Annotated in this window: 8 protein-coding genes and 1 pseudogene; 7 read left to right on the top strand and 2 right to left on the bottom strand. The window is 57.6% G+C overall.

The genetic code is table 11. The features are described 5' to 3' along the window. Window positions 1-768 (top strand): annotated as a pseudogene (locus tag CQ12_RS43650) (hypothetical protein); the annotation flags it as partial. A 391-nt stretch (window positions 769-1159) separates the two neighbouring features. On the opposite strand, the gene CQ12_RS12010 reads toward CQ12_RS43650, so the two are convergent. Then, window positions 1160-2179, bottom strand: coding sequence for a hypothetical protein (locus tag CQ12_RS12010; protein WP_157088160.1), 1020 nt, complete (start codon window positions 2177-2179; stop codon window positions 1160-1162). Between the two features lie 551 nt (window positions 2180-2730). Here CQ12_RS12010 and CQ12_RS12015 point away from each other — a divergent pair. From CQ12_RS12015 to CQ12_RS12030, 4 genes are all read left to right on the top strand, one after another. Beyond that, the gene (locus tag CQ12_RS12015; protein WP_057835524.1) at window positions 2731-3450 is read left to right on the top strand and encodes a recombinase family protein; all 720 of its coding nucleotides are present in this window, start codon (window positions 2731-2733) and stop codon (window positions 3448-3450) included. Between the two features lie 172 nt (window positions 3451-3622). Further along, a complete protein-coding gene (locus CQ12_RS12020; RefSeq protein WP_057835525.1) occupies window positions 3623-4165 on the top strand; it encodes a hypothetical protein in 543 nt (180 codons plus the stop codon). Window positions 4166-4284: 119 nt separating this feature from the next. Further along, on the top strand, window positions 4285-4911 hold the full coding sequence (locus CQ12_RS12025; RefSeq protein WP_245309867.1) for a hypothetical protein: 627 nt from the start codon (window positions 4285-4287) through the stop codon (window positions 4909-4911). A 132-nt stretch (window positions 4912-5043) separates the two neighbouring features. Further along, window positions 5044-6294, top strand: coding sequence for a hypothetical protein (locus tag CQ12_RS12030; RefSeq protein WP_245309870.1), 1251 nt, complete (start codon window positions 5044-5046; stop codon window positions 6292-6294). 469 nt (window positions 6295-6763) lie between these two features. Here CQ12_RS12030 and CQ12_RS12035 read toward each other — a convergent pair whose 3' ends face one another. Continuing rightward, window positions 6764-7000 carry a helix-turn-helix domain-containing protein gene (locus CQ12_RS12035; RefSeq protein ID WP_057835527.1) on the bottom strand — a complete coding sequence of 79 codons (237 nt, stop codon included), beginning with the start codon at window positions 6998-7000 and terminating at the stop codon, window positions 6764-6766. Between the two features lie 116 nt (window positions 7001-7116). Here CQ12_RS12035 and CQ12_RS12040 point away from each other — a divergent pair, with 116 nt between their 5' ends. Then, a complete protein-coding gene (locus tag CQ12_RS12040) occupies window positions 7117-7545 on the top strand; it encodes a hypothetical protein (protein ID WP_057835528.1) in 429 nt (142 codons plus the stop codon). A gap of 175 nt (window positions 7546-7720) precedes the next feature. Further along, window positions 7721-8403 (top strand): ApeA N-terminal domain 1-containing protein (locus tag CQ12_RS43655; RefSeq protein WP_157088161.1); only part of this gene is annotated, 683 nt, incomplete at its 3' end.

Consider the following 8403-nt stretch of genomic DNA (forward strand, 5'->3'; position numbering starts at 1 on the left):
CCTCCGGTGTCTCCATTCGGCAATAATGGGAAGCATTGGAGCAAGAAGAGCGTCTTGTCTGGCTTGCGAAAGCTCTACACAGCCAACGGATACATTACCAATCGGCTGATCATCCGGTGCAAATATCTTCCATCAACTAATTACATCATTCGCCATCATGGCTCCCTTCAAGCCGCGTACAAGGAGGCTGGTATTCCCGCACTCACGCACGCGGAGCTACAGCGAGTAGGATGGAAGCGGCGCAAAGCGGCGGGATGTGACGAATATTATCATGGCGTACATTGGACGGACGCGGCGCTTCTTCGTGCTCTGCGCAAGTTGGAAAAGCAGCACGGCTACATGTCTGCCAATCTGCTTAATCAGAACGGCGTTACGCCCAAGATAGCATACTATGCTAAGCGGTTCGGCTCGCTGACCAAGGCAAGGGCATTGGCTAAACTACCGGATCGCACTCAATCCGAAGTCGCTTTAGCTGCCTGCCGACGAAGGAAAGAGGGCACGCTTCTTAGGCGAAATCGACTCCTTCCAGGTCAGCCGAAGTGGGTGCACTATCGCGCAGAAGCGATCCTCACTGGATTGCGGCGCCTCGTGAAACGACAGGGGAAGGCTTCGATTAGCCTCATCGAAGACGATCCTACCTTGCCATCTGCGGCAACGATAATCCACCGGTTTGGCTCAATTCAAAGCGCCTATCGATTGGCTGGCTTAGTACGTCTAGCAGGATGGCCAATGCGTTATGGCTTCCCGAAACAAAAGAGCAAGCTTTGATGCGGAACGTTGCACTCGCTATATCGCACTTCGGCTTAGGGCCAGAAGCTAGACGTAGTTGAGCCCGGCCAACATTTCTAAGGGGGGCCGCGTCTAAGGCGTGACCTCGCAACGACGGCTCGCGATTTCCCCCCGTGGGCTCTTCAATTTCTGACACATCGCTCAAAGGTTCGTTCAATTGGGATTTTCTCGCAGCCTATTCGTTAACCGGATGGACCTGCGAGCTATCAAGCACTTTGCCTGAGTCAATTTGACTCATGTTTCCGCTCTTGCCGCGCGACAGTGGCCAGCCTTGACGTCGTGAAGGGTTTCATGCTGGTGCCAACGCTCAAGCGCGATGAAGCGGCCGCTTCAGTCGAGGCGGCTTGCCGATCCATGGGAATGCCTATTCTCAGCGCAGTGGCGGCGAGGATTTCAGCCCCAGAGCGCCCTCGAACTCGTGGCAAGATTGGCGTATCCGGTGATCGGCCCGCATCCGCTCAATGATCTCGCTCCGTCCGCTGTCCATCCCCAGTCCATTGCGTGTACGTGCGATCTTCTCCTCGGGCATGCCGAAGCCGAGGACGAGTATCTTCTCGATCAGCGAGGAGCGTCGTTTTGCTTCGTCGATCGAGGCGTCCCAACCGCCGAAACGTTCGCGACAGACCCGGAAGGCCAATTCGGAGGAATAGAGCGAGATGAGAATCTGCGGTCCGCCGTCGGTGCCGAAACTCGGCTGGTCCATTCCGGGATTTTCGGTCATGAATTTTCGGACGTCTACCGGCAGCGTCGCCAGCCGTTCCTGAAGCTGGGCGGTCTCCAACCGTTGCCTCTCGGACTGCTGCTTTCGCCGCTCGTCGTCTTGCCGCTTGCGTTCGGCTTCAGCGGCCTTGTACTCGATTTCCTTCGCCCGAGCCTTGCAAGCCATGACGACCCTGACCATGGCCGCTACCGGGGGAATTGGGATTTTGCTGCAGAAGGCGTCGAGCTCATCCGAGGTGGTGAAGCTTTCCACCTTAACCAAAAGATCGCGCTCGGTATCGCGGCTCGTTGCTTCGGCGTCGGCGGCCGCCTGAGCGCGACGGTTTTGATTCAATACCTTGTCTTCCAGACGCTGAACATGGGCGACCGTGATTTGCGGGTCGGTGCCGGATTGTCTAGCGCATTCCGTAATGCGGCCGCGCAGCGCTGCAAATTCGTCCTGGCGCCATTGGGCGAGCGACACCCCGAAAGGCGCTCCGGCGCCGGACCACGCCTGCCGGGCGACACTTGCCTGCGAGACTTCAGAGCAAGGCAATCTCGAGATCGCATCGGACCCCGCCGCCTCGACTGCGGCGCTTTGAGCAGCCGCAAGGCCGATGATCGACCCGATGAGGAGAAGTTTATTGCCTTTGCAATTCATACGTTGGGTCTCAAATGTCGAGATGAACATAAGCAGTCGTCAGCTATAGGCATCGATTCTCTCTTCGCGAATGATCGAGACAGACCGCCGGTGCCTTGCGCTCAGACTACTGATGGTTGCAGTATCGTGCAACTCGCCAACGAGTGCATAATTAATCTTCTGTGGAGTTGTTCGTCGCGAGCGCAGAGCATGACGTCGATTGTCGGCCGGCCGCAGGCAACGAGAAGCTTACTAGTCCATGTAAGGCGTCACGAGAGCCTAAGACAAAATTTAATCGCCCGCCTACTTCCGGTCCGAATTGCATAAGGGGTCGCAAACGCGAGACGTCACCTCATGGCGGCTGCGTGCTGGTTCCCCCCATACCCATGGTGCATCTTCTGAAGGTCAATTCAATTCGCCGGCTGTCTCTCCGAAACACAAGTTCTCACACACACACCCACATGACGCGAAAGGGTACGAGGCCGCCTTTATCTGAGTCGATTTGACTCACGTGACGGACGTTGGCGGGCGAATCGATAATCACTAACAATGGTGTCAACGGTCGTTGGCTAAGTTGTTTTTGAACAAGTGGGAGTGCGAGCATGACGGCGAAGCAACGATTTGTCGCCTACTACCGGGTGTCTACGCGCAAGCAAGGAGCGTCTGGCCTGGGCATAGAGGCTCAGAGGACCGCCGTTGCTAACTATCTTGGTGACCGCACCGCGAAGGTGGTGGCTGAGTTCACAGAGGTCGAGAGTGGGAAGCGCAGTGACAGGCCAGCCCTGGACCAGGCTCTAACCGCCGCAAGGGTACATCATGCAGCCTTGGTGGTCGCTAAGGTGGATAGGCTTACCCGATCAGTAGGCTTCCTGGCGAGGCTCTTGGAGGCGGGCGTTGATGTGAGGTTCGCAGACCTCCCCGCCATTGAGGGACCTACGGGCCGCTTCATGCTCCAACAGATGGCAGCTGTTGCGGAGCTAGAGGCGGGACTAATCTCGTCACGCACTAAGGCCGCTCTCTCCGCAGCAAGGGCACGAGGGCAACAGCTTGGGGGTGACCGCGGCACGCAACTATCCAGCACCGCTAAGGCGAAGGGACGACAGGTCCAAGCACAGTCGGCACAACGTAGAGCTAACGATCTAGCTCAGGTACTAGAGGAGCTACGTGCAGATGGTGCATCCTCTCCCACCGAGTTGGCGCGTGCACTTACAGCAAGGGGCATACCTACCGCACGGGGAGGACACTCATGGTCAGCTCCGCAGGTGTCACGCATAGAGGCAAGGCTGCTCTCGGCAGAGAGTACGCAACATCAAAGCAAATGATATGGCACAATTCTTGGAATCACCGAGTCGCGGCGCTGAATTCTTCGTTTAAAAGCTGCGACACCGCAGCGAATCTATTGCTGCTTCTTCATCGCCTTCCCATATTTCGTCGTGATGCTTGTAGCTGAATGCCAAGGCATCTTCTTCAACCGACAGTGCAGGGAGAGCGGCAGTGAAATTTGACGACCAAGAGTCTGAACGAGACAAATCGCTTGCGGAGCTTGTTCAGGATTGCGAACGCCTTTTAAGCGAGCAGGGCCGTGTGAGAGGAAGCCGAGATGAGCGCATATGGGCCGCCGGCTTTTTTGACGGGGAAGGTTATGTCTCTGCGTTCGAGACCGGCATGACTTGCGAAATCGATCAGATTCAGGAAGACCTGATCAATCTAGTCCGCTTCAGAGACGCTGTTGGCGTGGGCAAAATCACAGCATTGAAGGCCCGCAGCAATGAGAATGCACGCCCCGCATGTCGCTGGAGGATCGGGAGCCAAGCCGATGCGCAGACCGTCTTTGACGCTATCGGGGAATTTTTGAACCCTGCGAAGAAGAATGGTCGACGAGTGCACAAGGAAGGTCTTCTCAATCCTCCGGCCGACGGCTTTGCCCGGGTGTTAGCCGCTCCGTACAAAGCGATTTTGAGTCGCAAGGAACCATCGCTTCCGGCGGGTGCATTCTTGCATGAACCCGTCGCTATGGAAAAAGCAAATCAAGCGTGATGATGCGAAGGGTAGAGGCATCAGCCCAGCACATTGCCAAGCAGCGGATCAAGCGGCGGGTGGAGAGCGGGGAACGCGGGGCAGAACGGTGTGCCATACCGGGCTGCGGTCGCCCTACCATGAAGGCTGCCAAGGAGGGACTGGCCCCGCACCATTGCCGCTCGCACGTGGAACACCGGGCGAGGCACGGGAGCTATTGGCTCAACACATACACGGCCGCTGAGCTAAAACCGTATCTCACGGCAGCAAGCTCCTATGTCCGCCTCTGGGCCCCGACCGATAAGTTCATCGCCGCTGCGGTCACCGCGATGCAATCAGCGCTGGACGAAGCCGGACCGGTGGAGATAGCCACGCGACTGAAGGGAATGTCTGCCGGTAAGCGGGCGAAGATAGGGGTGGCCAGACTGCGGGTGGCTAAGGTCAAACCGGAGCGCCTTGTCGCCATCGTCCTCGCTATCAATGCCATCGCTGAGGAGAAGGGCCATCGCGCGAAAGAGTTTCGCATGGTGCAGGCATGCAAGGCCGCGCATAGGCTCGCTAGTGGCACGGGGTGGGTCAGCTACGACGCTCAGGGCCGCGAGCACAGGTCGAGAACTCGGGCCTATCCGAGGTCGTCTGGCCGCGTGCTTCGCTTGATGGGACGCATGCTGGAGGAGCCCTGCGACTGGGTCATCGAGAAGCATCTTAAGGGCGTGCTAACCCACAAGCAGCGCTACGGGCGCGGCCCCCGCAAGGCGCCCAGTTGAACGCCCCGGACGATATTTGGCGGCCGTATCGTTAGCGTGAAATCAGGCCAGACTAGTCGGGTGCGTCAATAATCGATGTTAGAGCCGTCTCTTTAAGCACCGAACCCCATGCCTTCCCATCCGCAGCCTATGATGTTCGATTCCCAGCTTCGCGCGAAAGGCGCGGAGCTTCAGGCCGCTGTCAGAAGGCTGGCAGACACATTGCTGGCCCACGAAGCCGCGAGCGGCTCCCGCACGCGAGCGCGAAAGGAAGCGGACACGGCGAAATTCTACGTGGCCGTGGAGGCGTTGGCTTGCAATCTCATTCTGCTAAAGGCCACCGGGAGCAACTCCAAGCTCGCCGTGCCCCGGTCACATGCCGTCATCTGGCAAGGGAACACTGTTCTCGGCCAACATTTCCTAGCTGCCATAGACCTCCTATCCGCAATGGGTCTCATCGCGGAAGGGCGTCGCGGCTACAGGATATCCGATAGGTCGAAAATGCCCTCACTCGTTGAGACACGAGAACGGCTCGCAGACCATCTTCCGCTCACTCCGCCCGATTGGCGTGCTGTCCATCAAATTGATGATCCTGTGTTGGTCATCTTGAGGGAAGGGAAAGATGCGGATGGGAACGCTGGCGCCATCGCTTATCGCGAGTCTGCACAATCCAAGAAGTTTGCGAACCAAGTTCGAAGGATAAACAAATTCTTGCGCGAGGCTAACATTCAGGTCACAGGTCAGGATGCCTCCGGCCTCGTCGTAGGAAAGGACGGGCAAGTCATCGCGCCCTATCGCCGATCACTCAAGCGCATCTTCAACAATGGCACGTGGCAGCACGGTGGCCGTCTCGCGGGGGGCTTCTGGCTCTCCATGCAGCGAGCAGAGCGTCACCGCATTCGTATCGACGGCCAACGCATGGCGGAGGTCGATTATCGGCAACTTTTCCCGCGCCTCGCTTACGTGAGGGCCGATGCGCCGCAGCCTGAGGGCGACCTCTATGATGTATTCGGGAATGGCACCGGCCGCGATGGCTGCAAGAAGCTCATGAACGCGTTACTGTTCGCGAAGGCGCCGCTGAGGAATTGGCCCGAGGACACGCACCGGCATTTTCCTGATGGCATCAATCTCCGGACAGCGGTCGAGATGCTCGCCGCGAAACATGCGCCCATCGCTCACCTGTTTGGGAAGGGTCTTGGTTTCCAACTGATGCGCATCGAAAGCGACATGCTCATCGAGGTTCTCACTGAATTATCGGCTGCTGGGGTCACCGCCCTGCCTCTCCACGACGCGGTGCTCGTCGCGGAGCCCCACGCGGGTGTGGCGCAGGAAACGATGGGAGCCGTTTTTCAACGCTGGAGCCGCTCGCCCTGCGCGATCGTCTCAGTGAAATTTCCACAATAATTACAACGCCTTAATTCTTACGCCTCCGCTAATGAAGGAGGAGGAAAGCTAGAGGGAAGAACTCAGAGGAGCAACCTTGGTGGGTTTGGTCTCTGTGGACCTCTAAGGGGTTCGTTCAAGTAGGGAGGGCGACACCACCCCTCCTCAATGATCACCATAAGAGGTCACCCTCCAGCCTTCCCGATGGGTCACCCTCTAGCTGGGGTGGGGCGATCACCCCTCCCTCAAAGGTCTACTCCATGCCCCCTCCAGCACCAACTCAGCAGACCACCCTATGCTCGCCTCCCCTGTGAGGATGTCGCATGGGTCCCCTTCGGGCCCCTGCGCTAAGGGTTGGGGCGGAGACGAAGCAGTATGAGCGATCAAGTCGAGCAGGGCTCAGTGGGCCCCGCATGACCTGACTCCGCGCTTCCGCGCGACATGATCAAGTGTTGAAAGTGACCACCCCCGCACCGGACAAGATAGGGGGTTAAGGCCGCCCCTTCCGCTGGGGGACGAGCAACCGATCAGGGGTCGTCTTGAGTGCCTTCGCCAAGCGGGCCAGGACGATGATGGTGCAATTACGGGTGCCCCGCTCCACCTGACTGACGTAGGTCCGATCCAGTCCCGCCTCTAGGGCCAAGTCCTCTTGGGACAGCCCGAGACCCTTGCGGGCCTTCCGCACGGCCACTGCCACCACATCAACGATGCCTGTCTCGTCTTCCATTTGGGAAGCAGGCCGTCGTGATGACTTTCGGTCTACGGACTATGAGTCCCATTTTCTCTTGAGAGATGATGACTATCGTCTACAATTGGTGTTGCCTACTAGTGAGGAATGCAGGAATGGCCAGCACTGAGAGCACCGCCCCAAAGTTATCTGAGGACGACCCCATCAAAGTTCTCTTCGATCTGGCCAGCTACTGGGCCACCATTTGGGCCTTCATCGCACTCTGTCTCTGGCTCGAACATCAGGTTCTCAAGCGGCTGGATATCGAGTCGGGCAGTATCCAAGTGGCCATTCTTTTGGTGAGCACACCGGTCATTTTCTTGGCGACGGTCACCCGCATTGAGAAGAACCCCAAGGCGCGGCTGATTTTGGAGCGGGCCCGTTATGTCGTGATCTTAGTCGCTGCGGCCTTGCTCGGCGCCTACATTCACGCGACCCACAAAGACCAATCCTATGAGAGTGCCCTGCGAGATGGCGCCGTGCTGGCCTGCGCCAAGATTGCGGCATGCAAAGCGGCAGCAGCCGACTACGCAAACACTCGCTAGAGGTTTCAATGCGGTCCGAAGCGAACCTTCTCTGATTACTAAGGCGAGACCGTTGGTGACCCCCAGCGGACTAACTTGACACGTCGTAAATCAGCGCCGCCGCGACTTCAAGAACCATCGATCCTCCGCTAGTCTCTCCAAACCAACGCCTTCGAGGGGATGACGAGCTTCTGCAATGTCCGAGCCATTTACAATCGATCGCCTCAAATCTCACCCGGTCATTGGCACGTGGTTCGTCCTCGGGAGAAACGAGGAATACCCCGGTGTTCTATACTTTGAAGACGATAATCTCCGTCTGACACTTTATCTCACGATTGACGGGAATACACCTTTTGAAATTCTTACGCGAACCGACCCTCGCTTGATGCCCTTCGCGCCGCCGAATCAGCCAACGTTACATGGTCGAACGAAGGCAGCAGGTCACGTGACACTCTTTAACTGCCCTCAATTGACTTACCAATCTGCAGTCCAACTAAATCCGCCCTTAGCCCGGGTCGAGCTAACGCTGGGACCAGTTCAAGCGTGGAGCGGCGCTGGTTTCGTTAGCGCCGAGGAATCCTATCAAGAACTAAGCTTTCATGCGCCCGGACTGCACAACATTCTCTCGACGGTTGACGTTGATCGTCAGTTCCTCGTCGAATCGAAGCCGAAGCGCAAGAGTCCGACGCATAAGTTGAAGAAATTGACCGGCGCAGATGAGGCCATCCTCGTTCATCACCGCGAGCAGCCAAAAGCTCAAATAGTCAGAGCTGACAAATCGTTTGAAATCCAATTCGCGTCTTCAATTTCACAGAGCAGTTCAAGCGTGGATGGGTTGAGCATAACGACGTCAGACTCGGTCTACATCCTGTCGAAGGG

Origin of the sequence: Bradyrhizobium jicamae, from assembly GCF_001440395.1 — a bacterium.
Classification (GTDB): Bacteria; Pseudomonadota; Alphaproteobacteria; order Rhizobiales; family Xanthobacteraceae; genus Bradyrhizobium; species Bradyrhizobium jicamae.

Excerpts from the sequence above, each read along its gene's own strand:
- CQ12_RS12010 (WP_157088160.1), bottom strand. The coding sequence starts at position 2,179 with ATGTTCATCTCGACATTTGAGACCCAACGTATGAATTGCAAAGGCAAT.
- CQ12_RS12015 (WP_057835524.1), top strand. The coding sequence starts at position 2,731 with ATGACGGCGAAGCAACGATTTGTCGCCTACTACCGGGTGTCTACGCGC.
- CQ12_RS12025 (WP_245309867.1), top strand. The coding sequence starts at position 4,285 with ATGAAGGCTGCCAAGGAGGGACTGGCCCCGCACCATTGCCGCTCGCAC.
- CQ12_RS12030 (WP_245309870.1), top strand. The coding sequence starts at position 5,044 with ATGTTCGATTCCCAGCTTCGCGCGAAAGGCGCGGAGCTTCAGGCCGCT.
- CQ12_RS12035 (WP_057835527.1), bottom strand. The coding sequence starts at position 7,000 with ATGGAAGACGAGACAGGCATCGTTGATGTGGTGGCAGTGGCCGTGCGG.
- CQ12_RS12040 (WP_057835528.1), top strand. The coding sequence starts at position 7,117 with ATGGCCAGCACTGAGAGCACCGCCCCAAAGTTATCTGAGGACGACCCC.